Below are 21,487 nucleotides of genomic sequence, written 5' to 3' on the forward strand. Positions count from 1 at the left end.
TCAGTCATAGTATAACACAATCCAACTGTTTGCACCAATTATTGATATATTTTTTTCTTAAATATCGACACAAAAACTTATATAAAAATAAGAGCAAATATCGCTCTTATTTTTATACGTAACTCATTTTCTTAGCCTGATCATCTAAAATTTCTTCATGGAAGTGCATTTGTGCAGCATAGTGATACGGCCATACATATAAACCTGCCAATCCAAATGTAATAATGACAAGAAGGAACCAACCAATGAAAGATAAATCAAGTGTAAAGCGTTTGAATTTGTAACCTTTCATCAACTTTCGGCTAGACCGAATGATTGAAAAGGCGCCTGTATATTCTTTGCGTTCCAATTGTTCAAACAAGATATATTCTACCTGTGAGTAAGCATAGATTTGTGGAATATAAAGAGCCAACCCTAAAAGCATAAGTAAGATGCCTCCCATGGCCATTAATCCCAGTATGGCAAGGATTTCCATAGGGAGTGCATTAGGGTCCAAGGTTTGACTGGATGCAGCTATAATCGTAATCATCGTTCCGGCACCGATAAGTAGACCGATACCAAGGTAAAACAGGATCCCCCAAAGGAAGAGCAAGAAACTTTTTAAAATGTAAGTTCGAAAGATTTTCCAGAAATCTTTATGATTGAAAATGCTCAAGGAATCTTTGAATGATGTGGTAGTTTTGCCCCTTTTGATGATATTGAAGATAGTCCATATGACTGATAATGACAACATTCCTAGTAGCAATCCGTAAAATATTGGAAACAAAGAGGTAGAAATAAAGTAGCTCGGACTAGCAAGTTCTTCAGCTGATACTCCAGCAAGGCTATTGCGAGAGAAAGAAATTAACTGAACGATAACAGAAATGGTGACGGGGATGACGGCCACTTGATAGATACCAGGTGTCTCGTTTAGCGTTTGGCGAGCCCGCTCACGTATATTAAAAATTGTAAACATCTACATAACCTCCTTATCTTAACATTGTAACATAATTCTAGATGACAAGCTAGGCTTTTTTTGATAGACTGGAAGGTGCTGTGGTATAATCGTTTAGTTTGCTTTTATGAAGTACGGCAGAGCGAGTTCAAATACTCTAGTGGAGTGTTTGAAGTTGGAAATAGGGAGTGGGAAAGAACTAGACTGGTTAAAAAAAGTTCGTCAACAAGTCCTAGTTTTAAGTTGTTGAGCTGAGATGTTGACACGCCCCCTGAGAAGCGAGGTTGGTCTTGAGCCCAACCTTTCGCTCGTCGAAGTAGTCAAAGATAAACTAAATGACTATAATTTGTCAGTTTGTTGTGATGCGCCTATCTATTTACTATTAAATAAGTAGAAGACAAGGTAAATATCGCTGAAATAAGCGAGAACATTTAAGACATTCTGATGGATTAGACCATGCAAGATTAAATTCCTAGGACTGTTTTTCCTAGCGGGAGGTAAATAAAAGATGACAGATGTTCCAATCAAGTATCGCTTGATTAAGAAAGAAAAGCACACAGGTGCACGTTTGGGTGAAATTATTACCCCACACGGGACCTTTCCGACCCCCATGTTTATGCCAGTTGGGACTCAGGCAACGGTAAAGACCATGTCGCCTGAAGAATTGAAAGAGATGGGATCAGGAATTATCCTATCCAATACCTATCATTTGTGGCTTCGTCCAGGTGATGAATTGGTGGCGCGTGCAGGTGGTTTGCACAAATTTATGAACTGGGATCAACCGATTCTGACTGACTCAGGTGGTTTCCAGGTTTATTCTTTGGCGGATAGTCGCAATATCTCAGAAGAAGGTGTGACCTTCAAAAACCATCTCAATGGTAGTAAGATGTTCCTGTCACCTGAAAAAGCTATCTCTATTCAGAACAATCTTGGCTCTGACATTATGATGAGCTTTGATGAGTGTCCGCAGTTCTACCAGCCTTATGACTATGTAAAAAAATCCATCGAAAGAACAAGTCGTTGGGCAGAACGTGGTCTCAAGGCTCACCGCCGTCCGCATGACCAAGGCTTATTTGGTATTGTACAAGGTGCTGGTTTTGAAGATCTTCGTCGCCAATCAGCTCATGATTTGGTTAGCATGGATTTTCCAGGCTACTCTATTGGAGGATTGGCTGTTGGTGAAACACACGCTGAAATGAATGCTGTCCTGGACTTCACGACCCCTCTTTTACCAGAGAATAAACCACGCTACCTCATGGGGGTTGGAGCACCAGATAGCTTGATTGATGGCGTAATTCGTGGGGTTGATATGTTTGACTGTGTATTACCAACACGTATTGCGCGTAATGGAACCTGTATGACCAGTCGTGGACGTCTTGTAGTGAAAAATGCTCAGTTCGCTGAGGACTTTACACCGTTAGATCCAGAGTGCGATTGCTACACATGTAAAAACTATACACGTGCGTATCTCCGCCATTTACTTAAGGCCGACGAGACATTTGGTATTCGTTTGACAAGTTATCACAATCTCTACTTCTTGATTAATTTGATGAAAAATGTCCGTCAAGCAATCATGGATGACAACCTTTTGGAATTCCGTCAAGACTTTATGGAAAAATACGGTTACGGTAAAAACGGACGTAATTTTTAGATAAAACAGCCTTCTTTGTGGACTTAGCCTTGTTCTCATACTCAATGAAAATCAAAATCAGACTAGCTCCAAAGGTTTGGGGAACCTTTGGAGGTTGGAGATAGAGCGAACGTAGTTCGTTTCTACTTACGCAGATAGAACCCTGTTACTATTTTGTTTCAAGGTAACAGGCTGAAAGGCTCCACTGGAGCCTTTCACTCATCAAATCAAGTCAACAACGTCTGATTTTGATTTTCGAAGAGTATCAGTTACAGTTTCTCAAGATTTGATTAGATACAAATAAATAAAGCATACGATTATGAAACTCCTCGGTAACATGATCGTATGCTTTTATTTTAATACTTGGCTTCACAGCACTTCTATTTAATGTTCTTTGAAGATCAAAATGAACAGTTGTCAACGAGCTTTGATGAGTGAAAAACGATTGGTCCCCATTACCCTTCAAAATACAAAAGTTCTTTTGGTGTTTTTGTAAAGACTTCAAAGCCATTTTTGGTAACGTAACCACAATCCTCGATACGAACACCAACTTTTCCAGGGATGTAAATACCAGGCTCGACAGAGAAACACATACCTTCTTCGATGACCAAATCATTGCCTTCCATAATTGATGGGAATTCATGGACATTCATTCCCAAACCGTGACCGAGTCGGTGGTTGAAGTACTCGCCATAACCTGCTTTTTCAATCACAGAGCGAGCGGCATAGTCAATTTCACTAGCGGTCACACCAGGCTTAATCATATTAACTGCAGCCATATGAGCCTCTAAAGTTAAGTTGTAAATATCCTGTTTAAACTGGTCTGGCTTACCGACAGCGACTGTGCGCGTCATATCAGAGGTATAGCCCAAAGTTTCTACACCTAGGTCGAACAATAGCAGAGCGTCATTTTCGATTTTGTTTGTCGATGGAATTCCGTGAGGGTTAGCGGCATTATTTCCTGTTAAGACCATGGTATCAAAGCTCATTTTTGAGATGCCTTGTTTCTTCATTTCAAATTCAATCTGAGCAATAATATCCGTTTCGGTTACGTTGAGTGAGATATTGTTAAACCCAACCTGCATAGCCTTATCCGCAAACTCCCCAGCAACCAGCATTTTTTCAATTTCATCACGAGATTTGATTAATTTCATAGTATTAATCAGAGGTGTAATGTCTGAAAATGGTTGGCTAAAGATAGACTGAAGACCATGGTAGCGGGTTAAATTCAAATTATCAAATTCTGCACCGATTGCCGAGAAAGATTTTTGTGGCAATTTGTTTTTGATAATCTGCCATGGATTTTCTGAGTCCATATAGCCGGCTACAGGAAAGTCAACAGTCGCAACTGCACGTTCTACATCCAAGGCAGGGAGAAAGAGTAGTGAGTCGTGGTCAGGCATAACAAAGAGCATCATGTGGCGCTCATGAGGATCGCTATGATAGCCAGTCAGATAATAGATGCTAACTGGATCAGAGAAGATGGCCAAGTCCATTTTGTTGGCTTCTAAGTAGGATTTAACATGATGTAATTTTGACATAGTGGAGACCTTTCTAGCATGTAGTGGTAAAAAAAGTGAAAGTTTCGTTTATTATATAGACTATTGTTCCAAAAAATGAAAAAAATTGCAAGTATTATCAAAAAAATGGTATTTTTCTCTTGAAAGTGGTTTCAAAAAGTGATACACTATACTTGAGTGAAAGCGTAATTTTCATAGAACTAGAACTATTGAAAGGGAGTACATAACGTATGTTAAACACTGACGATACGGTAACGATTTATGACGTTGCCCGCGAAGCAGGTGTATCCATGGCGACAGTATCGCGCGTGGTAAATGGGAATAAAAACGTAAAGGAAAATACTCGTAAAAAAGTATTAGAAGTCATCGACCGTTTGGATTATCGTCCGAATGCGGTTGCACGTGGCTTGGCCAGCAAGAAGACTACCACTGTGGGGGTTGTGATTCCAAACATTGCTAATGCTTATTTTGCAACCTTGGCCAAAGGTATCGATGATATTGCCGATATGTACAAATACAATATCGTCTTAGCAAACAGTGATGAAAATGATGAGAAAGAAATCAATGTGGTAAATACCCTGTTCTCAAAACAGGTGGACGGAATCATTTTCATGGGTTATCATTTGACAGACAAGATTCGTGCGGAGTTTTCACGCTCACGTACACCGATTGTTTTAGCTGGTACCGTGGATTTGGAGCACCAATTACCTAGTGTCAATATTGACTATGCTGCAGCTAGTGTTGATGCAGTCAATTTGTTAGCTAAGAACAACAAGAAAATTGCCTTTGTATCAGGGCCGCTTGTAGATGACATCAATGGTAAAGTTCGTTTTGCAGGCTACAAACAAGGCTTGAAGGACAACGGAATCGAGTTTAACGAAGGATTGGTTTTTGAATCCAAGTATAAATACGAGGAAGGCTACGCTCTAGCAGAACGTATTTTGAATGCCGGAGCAACTGCAGCTTATGTTGCAGAAGATGAGATTGCTGCTGGTCTATTGAATGGTGTCAGTGATATGGGCATCAAGGTTCCAGAAGACTTTGAAATCATTACAAGTGATGATTCCCTAGTGACCAAGTTTACCCGTCCAAACTTGACCTCTATCAATCAGCCGCTATATGATATTGGTGCAATTGCTATGCGCATGCTCACCAAAATCATGCACAAGGAAGAGTTGGAAAACCGTGAGGTAGTTCTTAACCACGGAATCAAAGTACGGAAATCAACTAAGTGATAAATATGGGAGTAGCCGGATAAGATATCTTATTACTCCGCACCCTCACTCTATCAAACATTATAATCATTTAGTTTATCTTTTATTACTTCGACGAGCGAGGAAACATTTCCAACCTAGAACAGCCTTTAGGCTGTTCTAGCAACCAGCAGCTATTGAGGCGAACTTGCTTCGCCTTATCTCCAGTCTTCAAAGGTTCCCCGAACCTTTGAAGCGAGTATTAAAAGCAAACGAAATGGCTATACTAACCGAAAACTAAAAGATTATAAAAAATAAATATAAAGCCCTCGCTAGATGTATAAGCTTAGCGGGGGCTTTGTGGTTGATTTTAAGTCTGTCACACTCTGTAAGTTGTGCGAGGTGTTGATACGAATCTAGAGAAGCAGTACTGGGCTTGTTCTCATCCTTTAGAACTGTATCAGTTAGGTGATTATTATAATTTACGTTTACGTGTAAACAACGCAATTGCAAGCCCGATAATACCACTTGTCAATAACCATAAACTTCCTTTCTCACCAGTTACTGGTAAGATTTGCTTAGCAGTTTCGGTTTTAAATGTTGAAGTCTCCTGCTTATCTGTTTTTTCAGTTGTTGGTTTAGTGTTTGAATTTTCTTCGACTGTACCATTTTGGTTGTTCCCATTAACAGGCATCTGTTTTTCAGAGATTACAACCTTATCATTCTCTTTGTTAGCCATTTGCTTTTCAGGTGTTACGGCATTGTCCTTCTCATTAACAGGCATCTGTTTTTCAGAGATTACAACCTTATCGTTCTCTTTATTAGTCATTTGCTTTTCAGGTGTTACGGCATTTTCGTTCACAACAGTCGGCATCTGTTTTTCAGAGATTGTAACCTTATCGTTCTCTTTATTAGCCATTTGTTCTTGAGGTGTTACGGCATTTTCGTTCACAATGCTTGGCATCTGTTTTTCAGAGGTTTCAATATTATCGTTCTCTTTATTAGTCATTTGCTTTTCAGGTGTTACGGCATTTTCGTTCACAATGCTTGGCATCTGTTTTTCGGAGATTACAATATTATCGTTCTCTTTATTAGTCATTTGCTTTTCAGGTGTTACGGCATTTTCGTTCACAATGCTTGGCATCTGTTTTTCAGAGCTTACAACCTTATCATTCTCTTTATTAGTCATTTGCTTTTCAGGTGTTACGGCATTTTCGTTCACAACACTCGGCATTTGTTTTTCAGAGCTTACAACCTTATTCTTCTCTTTATTAGCCATTTGTTCTTGAGGTGTTATGGCGTTTTCGTTCATAACACTCGGCATTTGTTTTTCAGAGGTTTCAATATTATCGTTCTCTTTATTAGTCATTTGCTTTTCAGGTGTTACGGCATTGTTGTTCTCAACAGTCGGCATCTGTTTTTCAGAAGCTTCAATATTATCGTTCTCTTTATTAGCCATTTGCTCTTCAGAGGCTTCAATATCAGTAATAATGCTATCCGTGGTTGGCGCTATTAACTTCCCAGGATTCAAAATATTCTCAAAGATTTGATCGCTATTTTCATAAGTCACTGTTGAGACTAGTTGTCCGTGATTGTTATCTTTCACAGTGATAGTGGCCTTAATGTCTGATTTGTCATAGATAATATCGCCAAGTCCGCCATCAACTTCTGAAACAGTGTAGGTATAGGTTCCCTCTTTTGTAAATGTTAGGGCACTAAAGTTTACAGAACCATCTGCTTGATTACTTACCTTTTCGATTTCATCGCCTTTTTCATTTTTTAAAACAAATTCGAATTCACCGGTGTTTAAGGTACGTCCCTCAAGGACTTTTTTAATCGAAAGACTAGCAGCAGCTGGAGCAGGTGTATAGAAATTGTTAAAGACATTGTCATTATCAATAAATTCAATCATTGCCTGTAATTGCCCGTTTCGATCTTCTACAGTTATTTTTGCTACAATATATTTTGAATCATACTCAATACCACCAAGCTCATCTTTTACTTCTGAAATTGTATACCAGTATTTGCCAGGCTTATCGAATGATAGATTTTTAAATCTAACTTGCCCATCTTTTGTATTTTGAGCTGTATCAAGGACAGGGAGTTCCTCGCCATTCGCTTCTCTAAGCTCAAATTTAAATTCATTTTCTAGAAGTTCACGACCAAATAGTCGTACTACTGCTGGTATTTTGACATTAACCGCCTTTGAAGTAGCCTGTCCCCCATCAGGTTGTTTTGCGCTGATGATGGTATTTTTTACTTCTTGTGCCGATACATTATTCACTAGAGCAACAGTTCCAAATAATACTATTCCTGGTATTAGGAGCGATGTTCTCCATTTCTTAGTATTCATTATTCTTTTTTCCTTTCTCAAAGCATAATTTATGTAGCTAATCTGTGTCGTTATAACATGCAAATTTTACATCTAAAGTCCTCAATAAATTTTGAACGCTTAGTGCCAGAATGTGCACCATTCGTAAATTATAACATCTTCTAAAAAACATTCAAGCTGTCCTTCTGCTTTTAAAATCTGTTTTATATGTTTTTTATGTAATCATATATTTAGGATTATCTTCTTTAGTATTGGCTTTAATTGATACAAAATTCGTGTAGAATACAGTTTAAAATATGAAAAAATGTAAAAAAGGGCTATAATGGTATTATGAAAGTACTATTGTATTTAGAAGGTAAAACTGTTTTAGAGAAATCAGGAATTGGCCGGGCACTTCAACACCAGATGGAAGCGCTAGATATGGCAGGTATTCCTTATACAACAGACCTGCTGGGAGATTATGATGTCATTCATATCAATACCTATGGTCCACGCTCCTGGTTATTGCTACATGCAGCCAAACGGAGTGGAAAAAAGGTAATCATGCATGGACATTCCACGAAGGAAGATTTTCAAAATTCCTTTATCGGTTCGAATACCCTAGCTCCTTTTGTAGGGAAATATCTAGCAAGCATGTACCAAAAGGCAGACTTTGTCATCACTCCTTCAGAGTATTCAAAAAAACTCATCCAGTCTTACGGTGTGACAACGCCAATTATAGCCGTTTCGAATGGTATTGATTTAGATAAATATAAGAGGGATGAACGTAAGGAAGCAATCTTTCGAGAGCATTTTGAAATTGAAGAAGGTCAGCCAGTTGTTGTCTGTGCAGGGCTCTACTTCCGACGTAAAGGAATTGAAGACTTTGTCAAGGTAGCCGAAAAGATGCCGCATGTCCGCTTCATTTGGCTCGGTTCAATCAATAAGTGGCTGATTCCGTCATATATTAGAAAAATTGTTGAGGGAGATCATCCAGCGAATGTCGAGTTTCCAGGTTATTTTAAAGGTGCTGTTTTTCAAGGTGCAATGAGCGGAGCGGATGCCTTTTTCTTCCCATCGTATGAGGAAACAGAAGGGATTGTTGTTCTGGAAGCTCTTGCTAGTCATCAGCATGTTGTTCTAAGAGATATTCCAGTTTACAATGGTTGGATTGACGAAAACGTTGCCGAATTGGGACATACAGTGGATGATTTTGTCGATTCTATTCAGAAAATCTTAGACAAGCAGGTTGATAAACGTGAGGCGGGCTACCAGGTTGCGGTTAGTCGCTCGATTGACAATGTTTCCCACCAATTGGTGGATGCCTATCGACAAGTATTGGAGATGTAAATGCGGATTGGATTGTTTACGGATACCTATTTTCCACAGGTTTCAGGAGTCGCGACTTCGATTCGGACTCTTAAGACAGAGTTGGAGAAATTGGGACATACGGTATTTATTTTTACGACGACAGATGAGGATGTGAATCGCTACGAAGATTGGGACATTATCCGAATTCCTAGCGTACCTTTTTTTGCCTTTAAAGATCGTCGAGTGGCCTACGCGGGTTTTACAGATGCCTTAAAAATTGCAAGTCGCTATAAACTAGATATTATTCATACTCATACAGAATTTTCTTTGGGGATTTTGGGGAAAATGATTGCCAAGGAACTTGATATTCCAGTGGTACATACTTATCACACCCAGTATGAAGACTACGTACACTATATTGCCAAGGGGAGGATTATTCGTCCCGGGATGGTTAAATATTTAGTACGGGCATTTTTAAAAGATTTGGATGGGGTAATTTGCCCCAGTGAGATTGTTGAAGATCTTTTAATGAGTTACAACGTTCCGATTTCTAAACGAGTAATTCCGACAGGAATTGACCTGGCAAAGTTTAATAGACCAGAAATTGGCAAGGATGAAACAGATGAGTTGCGGGAACAACTAGGAATTGCTAGTGATGAAACGATGTTGTTAAGTCTGTCTAGGATTTCTCACGAGAAGAATATCCAAGCAATCGTTCAGGCAATGCCAAAAATTTTGCTGGAAAATCCCAAGGTGAAGTTGGTCATTGTCGGAGGTGGACCTTATACAGATGATCTTCAGGAAATGATAGCGGAGCTTAATCTAGATGAACACGTCCAGTTGACGGGAATGATTGCTCCAAGTGATACAGCGCTTTATTATAAAGCTGCGGATTTCTTTATTTCTGCTTCGACCAGTGAAACACAGGGACTAACTTTCTTAGAAAGCTTAGCTTCTGGAACTCCTATTTTGGCACATAGCAATCCCTACTTAAAAAACGTTATAACAGATAAGATGTTTGGGACACTCTTCATTCGAGAACAGGAGTTGGCAGATGCCGTCGTTGAGGCAATTATTGCTACACCACCAATGAATCCATATGTGCTTGATAAGAAGCTCTATGAGATTTCTTCTACGAATTTTGGGCGCAAGGTTTTTGAATATTATCTAGATTTGAAGATTTCGTATGATTTTAGAAAAGAACATACTAATCAAGATAGCGTAGCAGAAGCTTTGATCAAAGAGGCTATTTACCTACCGCAAAAAGTAGTAGTTAAATCAACAGACACAACAGCAAAAATATTGAAAAAATCAGTCGAACAAGTAAAATCAATCCGGAATTTCTTTGAATAATTTGGAGGTTTCAAATGGAAAAGCTTCGGAAAGAGAGTTGGAAGAATCTGGTTTTGGCAACTCTCATTGTTCTATCCATGTATGCAGGTATTTATCTGATTGCCTTTCATCTGATTAGTGACACCATGCTTTCTAAGGAGTTGGTGGTTGGGAATATACTGCTCTATACTCCCATTGTATTATTCCTAACGGGTCTTCTTTATGGATTTTTTTATGGCTTTTCTCTTAGCCTTCTTGCCTTGGTTTTACTGCTTTATCCTGTAACCATCTTTTTCTTTAAGGAATGGATTATTCTCTATCAGATTGTCTACACCTTATGTGCTCTGATTGGAAATGGGATAGGAGCTCTGCTATTTTCTCTAAGAAAGAAAATGAGGAAAAATCCTTGAAAAATCAGGAAATCCTGTTATAATAGCTTTTAGAGACTTATCAATTCTAGGAAATCTTTAAGAGAGTGTGCGGTGGGTGCAAGCACATAGAAGATAGGATTGACACTACTCGGTATGATTTTATGCAAACATAAAAGGGTGGTTCCCTTATCGCCAATCTGAGGTAGTCAGGCTTTTTAGTGTGACTGCGAATGAAGGTGGAACCACGTTACGACGTCCTTTTGCGAGGGTGTCGTATTTTCTTTTTTAACAAAATAAGGAGATGAAGTTGACCAGCATTCCACAAGAAACGATTGACCGTTGCCTAGCCGTTCGCAAGGCTTACAGAGAGTTGGAGGTCAAGCACCACGACAAAGAGTGGTCTATTGAAGAGGACCTCTTGGCTTTGACCAATGATATTGGCAATATGAACCGCCTGATTATGACCGAGCAGGGTCGTTACTATGATGAAACTCCCTATACCTTGGAGCATAAACTGGCTGAAAATATCTGGTGGTTGATTGAACTGGCTGACCGACTGGATATTGACATCCAAAAAGAAATGGAAACCTTTTTAACTCAAAAAGAAGAGTTATTGGGGATTAAAAAATAAATAAAAAGGAGATAAACATGATTAACATTACTTTCCCAGATGGTGCTGTTCGTGAGTACCAGGCTGGTGTGACTACTTTTGAAATTGCAGAGAGCATCAGCAAGTCTTTGGCGAAGAAGGCTCTTGCTGGTAAGTTCAACGGTAAATTGATTGACACCACTCGTGCCATCGAAGAGGACGGTACGCTTGAAATCGTAACGCCTGAGCATGAGGATGCCTTGGACATCTTGCGTCACTCAGCTGCCCACTTGTTTGCCCAAGCGGCTCGTCGTCTTTTCCCAGACATCAAGTTGGGGGTTGGTCCAGCTATTCAGGATGGTTTCTACTATGATACGGACAATGCGGCTGGTCAGATTTCAAATGAAGACCTGCCACGCATTCAGGAAGAAATGATGAAGATTGTCAAGGAAAACTTCCCTTCAGAACGCCGTGAGGTGACTAAGGAAGAAGCTCTTGAAATCTTCAAAAACGATCCTTACAAGTTGGAATTGATTCAAGAGCACTCTGATGACGAGGGCGGTTTGACCATTTATACCCAGGGAGAATACGTTGACCTCTGCCGTGGCCCACACGTTCCGTCAACAGGCCGTATCCAGATTTTTGAATTGCTCAATGTGGCTGGTGCATACTGGCGTGGTAAGAGTGAAAATCCAATGATGCAACGTGTTTATGGTACAGCTTGGTTTGACAAGAAAGACCTCAAGGCTTACCTGCAAATGCGTGAAGAGGCCAAAGAACGTGACCACCGTAAACTTGGTAAGGAATTGGATCTTTTCATGATCAGCCAAGAAGTTGGTCAAGGTTTGCCATTCTGGTTGCCAAACGGTGCAACTATCCGTCGTACCTTGGAGCGTTACATCACAGACAAGGAATTGGCTTCAGGCTACCAGCACGTATATACGCCACCATTGGCTTCTGTTGAACTCTATAAGACTTCGGGTCACTGGGAGCATTATTCAGAAGACATGTTCCCAACTATGGACATGGGCGACGGTGAGGAGTTTGTTCTACGTCCGATGAACTGTCCGCACCACATTCAAGTTTATAAAAACCATGTGCGTTCTTACCGTGAGTTGCCTGTGCGTATCGCTGAGCTTGGTATGATGCACCGCTATGAGAAATCAGGTGCATTGACTGGTTTGCAGCGGGTTCGTGAGATGACTCTCAACGACGGTCATATCTTCGTGACACCTGAACAAATCCAAGAAGAGTTCAAAAAAGCTCTCCAGTTGATTATCGATGTGTACGCAGATTTCAACCTAAACGACTACCGTTTCCGCCTCTCTTATCGTGACCCAGAGGACAAAGAGAAGTACTATGACAACGATGAGATGTGGGAAAATGCCCAGCGTATGCTGAAGGGTGCCATGGATGAAATGGGCGTGGACTACTTCGAGGCAGAAGGTGAAGCAGCCTTTTACGGTCCGAAGTTGGATATTCAGGTGAAAACTGCCCTTGGTAACGAGGAAACTTTGTCAACTATTCAGTTGGACTTCCTCTTGCCAGAACGCTTTGGTCTGACCTACATTGGTGCTGATGGTGAAGAACACCGCCCAGTCATGATTCACCGTGGTGTTATCTCGACTATGGAACGCTTCACTGCCATCTTGATTGAAACCTACAAGGGTGCCTTCCCAACTTGGTTGGCTCCAACCCAAGTGACCATGATTCCAATCTCTGTGGAAGCTCATTTGGATTACGCTTGGAAGGTTGCCAAAGAATTGCAAGACCGTGGCGTTCGTGTACACGTGGATGAACGTAACGAGAAGATGCAGTACAAGATCCGTCAGAGCCAAACCAGCAAGATTCCATACCAGCTCATCGTCGGTGACAAGGAAATGGAAGACAATGCTGTCAACGTTCGTCGCTACGGAAGCAAGGCAACACAAACTCAGTCTGTGTCAGAGTTTGTGGACCATATCCTAGCAGATATTGCCCGCAAGTCAAGACCAGCTGAAGAAGAATAAATAAAGCAAGAAGTCCGAATGGGCTTCTTTTTTGACAGCAAAAAACTCCCAACCAATTGGCTGGGAGGAATGTTTATTCAATACTGCTCGCCCAAGACTTAGCTACATAACGTGACAGGCTTGAAATGGCAAAGTTGATAATGAAATAGATGAGAGCAACCATGAGGTAAAGGGCAAAAACTTGTTCTGCCTCAAAGTAGCGTCCCATGAGGATTTGACTAGAACCAAAGAGTTCTTGCAGGGCGATAACGGAGTAGAGGAAACTAGTGTCCTTGATGACCGTTACAATCTGCGAGATGATGGCTGGCAGCATCTTGCGAATGGCCTGCGGCATGATGATATAGACCATGATTTGCACTGGGGTAAAACCCTGTGACAAACCAGCTTCGGTCTGGCCCGGTCCGATGGCGTTGAGACCACCACGGATAATCTCGGCCATGGCTGCCGTGGTAAAAATAGTAAAAGCAGTAATACCAGCAGGCGTTGACTTCATTTGGAAGACCAAGAAGACTGTGAAAATCCAAAGCAAGTTAGGCACGTTTCGCACAAACTCGATATAGATTGTCGCAATCCACTTGAAGAGTGGATTTTTTCCATTTCGCATAATGGCCAAAATCATACCAAACAGGACAGACAAGACCACGGAAATACTGGAAATATAGAGAGTGAGTTTCAAGCCGTTCCACAAGAGTTGGAAGGTTGAAGGTTTGAGTAATTCTAAAACATAATTCATCGTTCAACCTCCTATTAGTGTGAAAAAGCTGACTTATTCTTTTCTTCAATACGGCGGCCCCAGCTTGCAACAGGGAAGCACATGATGAAGTAAAGAAAAGCAGCGCCAGCAAAGGCTGGGATGTAGTTGGCATTCATGGCAGACCAAGATTTTGTCATAAACATAATATCAGCTCCAGAAATGATGGCAACAGTAGCCGTATTCTTAATTAAGTTTACTACTTGGTTGGTCAAAGGTGGAAGAATGGTCGGAATGGCCTGTGGCAAAATGATAATCCGCATGGTTTCAGCTTGAGTAAATCCTTGTGAGAGTGCAGCTTCAGTCTGCCCAGTAGGCACAGCCTCAATCCCTGCACGAATGACCTCTGCGATATAGGCACCGTGATAGAGTCCGACGCAGATAACAGCTGTCCAGTAGATGGACGGCATGAGAACATAGTTTGAAATCAACGGAAGTCCATAATAAACAATCATGAACTGAACCAAAAGCGGTGTATTCTGATAGTATTCAACATAGACACGTGCGATGATTTTTAAAACTTTATTTTTACTTGAAGAGAGACTACCAAAGACAATTCCTAAAAACATGGCCATGATAAAGGCCCCGACAGAAATGGCTAAGGTAAAGAGAAAGCCTTGGAAAAAGGTTGGAAAATCATTGAAGTAACTGACCCAATTTTCCCAAGCGTAAGGACTAGTTGTTAAAACTGTCATATTGTTTCACCTTTCTATTCGTCAGTTTCTGTGACTGGTTCTAGACCATTGGCATCATAGATGCTTTGTAGGCTACCATCAGTTGTCCATTCTTCAACCAGACTATTTAAGTAGTTGTTAAGGTCTTTGTTAGATAATTTAGTAACAATTCCATAGTCAGAAGCTGAGAAGCTAAAGTCCATGAGTTCAGATTTTGAGCTGATATACCCAGAAAGGATAGATTGGTCTACAGAAAATGCGTCTGTACGGTGAGCACGTAGTGAGACAGAGAGTTCTGGATAGGAACCAAGTTCAGCAAAGTTTACTGAAATGCCATACTTGTCTGCCAATTCAGAGATGAGGGTACGTGTAATGGAACCCTGAGCTACACCGATTGTCTTTCCATCCAGATCGGTAAATGTCTTGATTCCACTATCCTTATTGACCAAGAAGCCAACGGCATCTGTGTAGTAAGGAGTTGTGAAATTGTAGAGCAACTTGCGTTCTTCTGTGATGGTAAAAGTTGCGATGACCATATCGACTTGACCGTTATCAAGCAGTGGTCCACGAGTTTGTGCCGTAACAGGGGTAAATTCAATCTCCACCCCTAACTCGTCTGCAATTTTGCGAGCAATGTCAATCTCCATTCCCTCGAATTCACCAGTATCAGGGTTCTTGTAACCAAAGTTTGGGACGTCCTGTTTCACTCCGACGCGGAGCACGCCCCTATCGATGATAGCTTGAACCTGATCACTGTTGGTGATGGATGCGGGTGTTTCTGTTTGAGCTACTAGTTGTTTTGCGAAAACGAGAAGAATAAGTCCGAAGACCAATAATCTAATTGCAAAGAAAATGTTGATTTTTTTCTTATCCATAGACTTCCTCCTAGAGTTTTACTTTGTCAGATTCGTGGTTGATAATCTTACTGAGGAATTGTTGGGCACGAGGCTCTGTCGGGTTATCAAAGAAGCCATTCACATCTGTTGTATCAACTAAAACTTCTCCCTCAGCCATGAAGATGATGCGATCAGCTACTTCACGGGCAAAGCCCATTTCGTGTGTTACGACAATCATGTTCATCCCGTCACGTGCCAATTTTTGCATAACTGCAAGTACATCGCCGATAGTTTCTGGGTCCAAGGCAGATGTTGGTTCATCGAAGAGTAGAAGCTCAGGTTTCATAGCTAAGCCGCGAGCGATGGCGACACGTTGTTTTTGGCCTCCGGATAGCATAGCAGGGTAGGAATCCTTCCGATCCCAGAGGTTAACAAACTCAAGATACTTTTGAGCGGTTTTTTCAGCCGTAGCTTTATCGATTCCCAAAACCTTAATAGGTGCCAAAGTAACATTTTCTAACACGGTTTTGTGTGGGTAAAGGTTAAAATGCTGGAAAACCATACCAACTTCTTTGCGAAGTGATACGAGCTCTTTGATAGAAGTAGAGGAAATATCATGTCCGTTGACGATGAGCGTTCCTTCATCAATTGCCTCTAAACCGTTAATCGTGCGAATGAGAGTAGATTTTCCGGATCCGGAAGGTCCAAGGAGAACGACAACCTGTCCAGGTTCGAATTCCAAGTTGATATTGCGTAGGGCGTGGTAGTCGCCATAGTATTTGTTGACATCTTTAAATTCTACTAAAGCCATAAAATTCTCCTTGCATAGTGTTTTTTAGGTATTCCCATCTTAGCACTACCTATATACAATGTCAAGTAAATTCTGACAATTTAATGTATTGTATGTTACAAAATATGACATATCTGTGTCAGATGGTTTTGAAATATGAATTTTTTAGGTAAGTTTGATATAATAGAAGAAATAAAGCAAAGGTAAGATACTAATGAAAAAAATATTAATTGTAGATGATGAAAAACCAATCTCAGATATTATTAAGTTTAATATGACGCGTGAGGGATATGAAGTTGTGACAGCTTTCGATGGACGTGAAGCCTTGGAAGTCTTTGAGGCTGAGTTTCCTGACATTGTCATTTTGGACTTGATGCTGCCAGAATTGGACGGACTAGAGGTCGCTCGAACGATTCGTAAGACCAGCAATGTTCCAATCTTGATGTTATCTGCTAAAGATAGCGAATTTGATAAGGTTATCGGGCTTGAAATCGGGGCGGATGATTATGTGACCAAGCCCTTCTCTAATCGTGAATTGCAGGCGCGTGTTAAGGCTCTTCTTCGTCGTAGTGAATTGGCAGAAACGCAGACAAATATTGAGTCAACAGGAACTCCAGAGTTGGTGATTGGCGATTTGGTCATTCTGCCTGATGCGTTTGTCGCTAAGAAGCATGGCAAAGAGCTGGAGCTGACCCATCGTGAGTTTGAATTGCTCCACCATTTGGCCAAACACTTAGGTCAGGTTATGACTCGAGAACATCTATTGGAAACAGTTTGGGGTTATGATTACTTTGGTGATGTCCGCACGGTGGATGTAACGATTCGTCGTCTGCGTGAGAAAATTGAAGATACACCAAGCAGACCAGAATACATTCTTACTCGTCGCGGAGTGGGATATTTTATAAAAGGAAATGATTAATCAATTACGTTATTTAATGACCACGGCAGAATTTTGGTTTGTTGTCATTTTGATTGGCTTTCTAATTGCTCTGACGGTTCTTTTGATTGAAAACTATCGGGATAATAAGCAAATTAAACAACTCAATCAAAAAGTCAATGCCTTAATTGAGGGGAATTATGCAGATGTGTTAGACATGAGGGGAAGTCCTGAAATCACAGACATGGCGAATTCTCTTAATGATCTGTCGGAGGTCATCCGCTTAACTCATGATAATTTAGAACAAGAAAAGACACGTCTGACTTCCATCCTGTCCTATATGAGTGACGGTGTTATTGCTACAGACCGTATCGGACGGATTATCATGATTAACGATATGGCCCAGAAACAGTTGGGGCTTTCTAGCCAAAAGCAGGAGCAGTATCACCTGCTAGAGGTTTTAGATTTATCAGACCGTTATACATTGAGAGATTTGTTGGCTCAGACACCTGAGATTGTGATTGATCACACCAATGAAAACGAAGAATTTTTGACTTTACGCGCTAATTTTGCCACGATTCGTAGTGAGAGTGGTCTGATTTCTGGCTTGGTTGTAGTCTTACATGATATGACCGAGCAGGCCAAGGAAGAACGGGAACGTAGGCTCTTTGTGTCAAATGTGAGTCATGAATTGCGTACGCCATTGACTTCCGTCAAATCCTATCTAGAGGCTCTGGATGAGGGAGCGCTGACGGAGTCTGTTGCACCGAGTTTTGTTAAGGTATCCTTAGATGAGACCAACCGCATGATGCGGATGATTACAGACCTCCTAAGTTTATCGCGTATTGATAATCAGGTTGGTCAGATAGATGTCGAACTGATAAACTTTACTGCTTTTGTGACCTTTATTCTTAACCGTTTTGACCAAATGAAAAATGCTGATTCTGATAAGGTCTATACGATTGTTCGTGACTATCAAATCAGTCCTATTTGGGTTGAGATTGATACAGATAAGATGACTCAGGTTTTGGATAATATCTTAAATAATGCCATTAAATATTCGCCAGACGGCGGGACAATTACCTTCAGCATGAAGACCACAGATAGCCAGTTGATTGTATCCGTCTCAGACGAAGGTCTGGGGATTCCGAAAGCAGATTTACCTAGAATTTTTGATCGATTCTATCGCGTGGACAAGGCACGATCTCGTGCCCAAGGTGGTACAGGTCTTGGTTTAGCTATTGCAAAAGAAATCGTAAAACAACATAAGGGCTTTATCTGGGCTAAAAGCGAATATGGTCATGGCTCAACGTTTACAATTGTCTTGCCGTACAGCAAGGACATCGCACTAGATGAGTGGGATGATTCAGATGAGGAAGAATAGGAGAATATGATCGGAAAAGGTTTTAATTATAGTATTTTAGCTTCGGGGTCCAGCGGGAATTGTTTTTACCTGGAAACAGATAAAAAGAAAATCTTAGTGGATGCTGGCTTATCAGGGAAAAAGATTACCAGTCTTTTGGCGGAAATTGACCGAAAGCCTGAGGATATTGATGCTATCCTGGTAACGCATGAACATAGCGATCACATCCATGGTATCGGTGTTTTAGCACGCAAGTATGGGATGAACATTTATGCCAATGAATTGACCTGGCAGGCTATGGAGAGCAAATTGGGCAAGATTGATGTGGCTCAAAAACATATCTTCGAATTGGGTGCTATGAAGACTTTTGGCGACCTAGATATTGAGTCCTTTGGAGTTAGCCATGATGCTGCATGTCCGCAATTTTACCGTTTTATGAAGGATGACAAATCCTTTGTTATGTTGACGGATACAGGCTATGTCAGTGACCGCATGGTTGGAATTGTAGAAAATGCCGATGCTTATTTGATTGAATCGAACCATGATATTGAAATTTTGCGCTCAGGTTCTTATTCATGGAATTTGAAGCAACGAATTCTATCCGATAAGGGCCACCTTTGTAACGAAGACGGTGCTGATGCCATGATTCGCTCGTTGGGAAATCGGACCAAAAAGATTTACCTAGGGCATTTGTCAAAGGAAAACAATATCAAGGAATTGGCTCACATGACCATGGTTAATCAGTTGGCGCAGGCTGATTTAGGAGTTGGAGTGGATTTCCAAGTCTATGACACATCGCCAGATACAGCGACTCCTTTGACCAAGATTTGACAAATTCATTGAACTTGTTTAGAATAAATATATAAAATACGTGAGGTGAAGTTACATGAATAATTAAGCTACTTATTAGTCGTTCTTAAAACTTGTGGTGAGGTTATATTAACCGATAATACAAGGGATAAGACTGCTCATAAGGGCTTACTATTCGTGTGACTTTTTCCATAGGGAAAGGTCATGTTTTGCATGGCTTTTTTTCTTGTTCATTGAGCAGAATAGGGGTCCTTTTTGTGAAGAAAAGAGGTCTATATGGAAGTAATGAAATGTATTCAATTAGAGAAGGAATTTGCGGGACGAAGTTTGTTTACGATCAAGCAGTTGAGTCTTCAAGCTGGTCAAAAGGTTGGTTTGGTTGGAAATAACGGTGTTGGCAAGTCTACTTTTTTGAAAATCTTACTGGGACTGGATAGGAATTTTGCTGGTCAGATTGAGGTAAAAGCAGACTGGGCCTATGTATCCCAGTTACAGGAAAGGAGCTCGCTTTCAGGTGGGGAACAGGTTTGGAAGTCTATTCAAGAGGCTTTTGCCCAAAGACCACAGTTGTTAATCATGGATGAACCAACTGCCAATCTGGATCAAGAACACCAGGAAAAGCTAATCAAACAAATCAAACGCTATCGTGGCAGTCTACTGGTTGTAAGTCATGATCGGCATTTTCTCAATCAAATAGCCAGTCACATTTGGCATTTAGAAGAAGGAAGTATTCAGGTCTATACAGGGAATTACGAGGCGTTTGTAGAAAGTCGCCGGGCTAGGCGAGAAGGACAGCAGGAGGCTTATGAAGCCTATCAGAAAAAAGTCGCTCAACTAAAAAAAGCCCAACAAGAGCGTCAGGTCAAGGCTCAGAAGATGGGGAAGAGAAAGAAAGGTGTTTCATCGTCTGAGTGGAAAGTCAGTGCTATGATGGGTTCCTATGATAGCCAAGTCAATGGCTAAGTCTGCTAAACAGTTAGAGAAAAGGATTGAGAGGTTGGAAAAGGTTAGTCAGCCCAGAAAGGAGGCGTGGGTAAAGATGGAAGCGAAAGGTGCTTTGGATACTGGTCTTCACAGCCTCTTTCGCTTACAGGCTGGTCAGCTCTGGATTAGGGAAAAGTATTTATTTGGTTTCCCTCAGATAGGGATGACGTTTGGGGAGAAGTTAGCCTTAGTGGGGGCGAATGGTTCTGGAAAGACTAGTTTTGTCCAAAAATTATTAAGGAAAGAATTAGCAGGCTATTATAATCCTAAGTTAAAAATTGCTTATTTTGCACAGGATTTGATAAACCTTGATGAAGAAAAGACTGCTTTTGAAAATGTTAGTTGTACCTCTCTTCAAGGTAGGATGACGATTCTCAATTTATTAGGTATGTTAGGACTTTCTTACGATAAGGCTCAGCAGAAGGTAGTAAATCTGTCTGGTGGTGAGCGTGTGCGTCTCTCCTTAGCTAAGGTATTGTTGGCGGATGCAAATCTTTTGATATTAGATGAACCGACAAATTTTCTAGATATGGCAGCTATTGAGGCTTTGGAAACATTCTTGAAAGAATATGAAGGAAGTGTCCTCTTGATTTCCCATGATCAACAGTTTGTGGAAACATCTGTTCACAGTCAATGGGAGATAGTGCAAGCTTGTCTCGTGAAGAAATCATAAGAAAATATTGGTAAATTCTCAAAGTAAGTTCTAGTTCCCGTCCTTCCAGAAGTTACTTTGAGAAAACTGTATGGTAAATTCTCAAAGTAAGTTCTAGTTCCCGTCCTTCCAGAAGTTACTTTGAGAAAACTGTATAACACCAACAGAATTTAGTCTCAGACTAAGTTCTGTTTTTGACTAAAACAGTTGTTAATAGTGAGTTTTAGGGTTGAAAATGTTGAAAAAAAGAGTACACTAAAGTTACTGGCTCTGAGACGTCTCAAAGTAAGTTCTAGCTATCTGGAATTTTGGATGGGACAAGTTCCTTTCTATTTTGAAATTATTTTTATGATAAAAACGAGCGATTACTTATCTAATAATCGAGGTGATTGGATGACGTTCTCAGGGTCAATTTTAGATATACCCAAAAGTGTTGCCAATTCTTCACCGTAGGTAAACGTAAAGAGTTCATAAGCCGATTTTCCGTTGAAAGCAGCTCGTTTGACGCTGTTGACATGCGAACAAACCAGGTTGATGTCCTCCTGTGTCA

At 40.7% G+C, this 21,487-nt stretch carries 19 protein-coding genes and 1 pseudogene; 12 read left to right on the plus strand and 8 right to left on the minus strand.

Annotation, left to right across the window (positions count from 1 at the left end):
* Positions 1-112: 112 nt before the first annotated feature.
* A complete protein-coding gene (locus ODU45_RS07005; RefSeq protein WP_398581022.1) occupies positions 113-955 on the minus strand; it encodes a DUF975 family protein in 843 nt (280 codons plus the stop codon).
* A gap of 487 nt (positions 956-1,442) precedes the next feature.
* On the opposite strand from ODU45_RS07005, the gene tgt reads away from it, so the two are divergent.
* On the plus strand, positions 1,443-2,585 hold the full coding sequence (gene tgt, locus ODU45_RS07010) for a tRNA guanosine(34) transglycosylase Tgt (protein ID WP_044763490.1): 1,143 nt from the start codon (positions 1,443-1,445) through the stop codon (positions 2,583-2,585).
* Positions 2,586-3,019: 434 nt separating this feature from the next.
* Here the strand turns inward: tgt and ODU45_RS07015 are convergent, their stop codons facing one another.
* Positions 3,020-4,105 carry a M24 family metallopeptidase gene (locus ODU45_RS07015; RefSeq protein WP_398581023.1) on the minus strand — a complete coding sequence of 362 codons (1,086 nt, stop codon included), beginning with the start codon at positions 4,103-4,105 and terminating at the stop codon, positions 3,020-3,022.
* Positions 4,106-4,314: 209 nt separating this feature from the next.
* Between ODU45_RS07015 and ccpA the strand changes: the two genes are divergently transcribed.
* On the plus strand, positions 4,315-5,319 hold the full coding sequence (gene ccpA / locus ODU45_RS07020) for a catabolite control protein A (RefSeq protein ID WP_004298830.1): 1,005 nt from the start codon (positions 4,315-4,317) through the stop codon (positions 5,317-5,319).
* A 433-nt stretch (positions 5,320-5,752) separates the two neighbouring features.
* On the opposite strand, the gene ODU45_RS07025 is transcribed toward ccpA, so the two are convergent.
* Positions 5,753-7,630 (minus strand): Spy0128 family protein, encoded by a 1,878-nt coding sequence (locus ODU45_RS07025; RefSeq protein ID WP_398581024.1) that lies wholly within the window; start codon positions 7,628-7,630, stop codon positions 5,753-5,755.
* 309 nt (positions 7,631-7,939) lie between these two features.
* On the opposite strand from ODU45_RS07025, the gene ODU45_RS07030 reads away from it, so the two are divergent.
* From ODU45_RS07030 to thrS, 5 genes are all read left to right on the plus strand, one after another.
* Positions 7,940-8,938, plus strand: a complete 999-nt coding sequence (locus tag ODU45_RS07030) for a glycosyltransferase family 4 protein (protein WP_105121824.1) — start codon at positions 7,940-7,942, stop codon at positions 8,936-8,938.
* A complete protein-coding gene (locus tag ODU45_RS07035; RefSeq protein ID WP_336372601.1) occupies positions 8,939-10,252 on the plus strand; it encodes a glycosyltransferase family 4 protein in 1,314 nt (437 codons plus the stop codon). It abuts the gene before it with no gap.
* Positions 10,253-10,266: 14 nt separating this feature from the next.
* On the plus strand, positions 10,267-10,641 hold the full coding sequence (locus ODU45_RS07040) for a hypothetical protein (RefSeq protein ID WP_398581025.1): 375 nt from the start codon (positions 10,267-10,269) through the stop codon (positions 10,639-10,641).
* 262 nt (positions 10,642-10,903) lie between these two features.
* Complete coding sequence (locus ODU45_RS07045) at positions 10,904-11,233, plus strand: MazG-like protein (protein WP_398581026.1); 330 nt, start codon at positions 10,904-10,906, stop codon at positions 11,231-11,233.
* Between the two features lie 17 nt (positions 11,234-11,250).
* Positions 11,251-13,200 (plus strand): threonine--tRNA ligase, encoded by a 1,950-nt coding sequence (thrS, locus tag ODU45_RS07050; RefSeq protein WP_398581027.1) that lies wholly within the window; start codon positions 11,251-11,253, stop codon positions 13,198-13,200.
* 73 nt (positions 13,201-13,273) lie between these two features.
* On the opposite strand, the gene ODU45_RS07055 is transcribed toward thrS, so the two are convergent.
* The 4 genes from ODU45_RS07055 to ODU45_RS07070 are packed head-to-tail and all read right to left on the minus strand — an operon-like array spanning position 13,274 to position 16,272.
* On the minus strand, positions 13,274-13,933 hold the full coding sequence (locus ODU45_RS07055; RefSeq protein WP_105256710.1) for an amino acid ABC transporter permease: 660 nt from the start codon (positions 13,931-13,933) through the stop codon (positions 13,274-13,276).
* 14 nt (positions 13,934-13,947) lie between these two features.
* Positions 13,948-14,646: an amino acid ABC transporter permease gene (locus tag ODU45_RS07060; protein WP_105096633.1), complete on the minus strand. Its 699-nt coding sequence runs from the start codon at positions 14,644-14,646 to the stop codon at positions 13,948-13,950.
* Positions 14,647-14,660: 14 nt separating this feature from the next.
* Positions 14,661-15,500 (minus strand): transporter substrate-binding domain-containing protein, encoded by an 840-nt coding sequence (locus ODU45_RS07065; protein ID WP_398581028.1) that lies wholly within the window; start codon positions 15,498-15,500, stop codon positions 14,661-14,663.
* 10 nt (positions 15,501-15,510) lie between these two features.
* Positions 15,511-16,272: an amino acid ABC transporter ATP-binding protein gene (locus tag ODU45_RS07070; protein WP_002935839.1), complete on the minus strand. Its 762-nt coding sequence runs from the start codon at positions 16,270-16,272 to the stop codon at positions 15,511-15,513.
* A 193-nt stretch (positions 16,273-16,465) separates the two neighbouring features.
* Between ODU45_RS07070 and yycF the strand changes: the two genes are divergently transcribed.
* The 5 genes from yycF (at position 16,466) to ODU45_RS07095 (ending at position 20,958) form a co-directional block, all read left to right on the plus strand.
* Positions 16,466-17,170, plus strand: a complete 705-nt coding sequence (gene yycF / locus ODU45_RS07075; protein ID WP_004298854.1) for a response regulator YycF — start codon at positions 16,466-16,468, stop codon at positions 17,168-17,170.
* A complete protein-coding gene (gene vicK / locus ODU45_RS07080) occupies positions 17,163-18,512 on the plus strand; it encodes a cell wall metabolism sensor histidine kinase VicK (RefSeq protein WP_002935841.1) in 1,350 nt (449 codons plus the stop codon). Before yycF ends, vicK begins: the two co-directional genes overlap by 8 nt.
* 6 nt (positions 18,513-18,518) lie before the next feature.
* The gene (locus tag ODU45_RS07085; RefSeq protein ID WP_024389909.1) at positions 18,519-19,322 is read left to right on the plus strand and encodes an MBL fold metallo-hydrolase; all 804 of its coding nucleotides are present in this window, start codon (positions 18,519-18,521) and stop codon (positions 19,320-19,322) included.
* Between the two features lie 255 nt (positions 19,323-19,577).
* A complete protein-coding gene (locus tag ODU45_RS07090) occupies positions 19,578-20,264 on the plus strand; it encodes an ATP-binding cassette domain-containing protein (protein WP_398581029.1) in 687 nt (228 codons plus the stop codon).
* 76 nt (positions 20,265-20,340) lie between these two features.
* A complete protein-coding gene (locus ODU45_RS07095; protein WP_398581030.1) occupies positions 20,341-20,958 on the plus strand; it encodes an ATP-binding cassette domain-containing protein in 618 nt (205 codons plus the stop codon).
* Between the two features lie 344 nt (positions 20,959-21,302).
* Here ODU45_RS07095 and ODU45_RS07100 read toward each other — a convergent pair.
* A pseudogene (locus ODU45_RS07100) lies at positions 21,303-21,487 on the minus strand (IS30 family transposase); the annotation flags it as partial.

Origin of the sequence: Streptococcus sp. 2022WUSS135 (assembly GCF_044427045.1) — a bacterium.
GTDB classification, from domain to species: Bacteria; Bacillota; Bacilli; order Lactobacillales; family Streptococcaceae; genus Streptococcus; species Streptococcus hashimotonensis.